This is a genomic window from Peribacillus sp. SIMBA_075 (assembly GCF_046534585.1).
The window spans coordinates 1-260 of record NZ_JAWRYN010000915.1 but is presented as its reverse complement, the minus strand read 5'-3'; the positions used below and the strand labels follow the sequence as shown (position 1 = coordinate 260).

The following is a 260-nucleotide window of genomic DNA, read 5'->3' as shown; positions in this document are numbered from 1 at the left end:
ATAAACCGTGCCTCCAGAAGATGCTAATACAATTTTTTTAACAGGAAAATTTTTAACACTTTCCATGAAGTTAAGAAAAAAAAAGCTACTGTTTATATCTCCGAAAACATCTTCAATTGAAGTTGCTACATTAGACGTTGCAGCTAAATAAATAATAATATCCACATCCACTAAAGCTTTATATATATCTTCAACATTTGCTAAATCACCTTTAATAAATTCAACATCACTTATAATATTTTGAGGAAAATTATTTATAT

1 protein-coding gene is annotated in these 260 nt (G+C 26.5%); it reads right to left on the bottom strand.

All coding sequences use genetic code 11. From position 1 onward, the window contains the following. A partial coding sequence (locus tag SB775_RS30920) for an NAD-dependent epimerase/dehydratase family protein (protein WP_410865087.1) occupies window positions 1–258 on the bottom strand: 258 nt, incomplete at its 3' end. Between the last annotated feature and the right edge of the window lie 2 nt (window positions 259–260).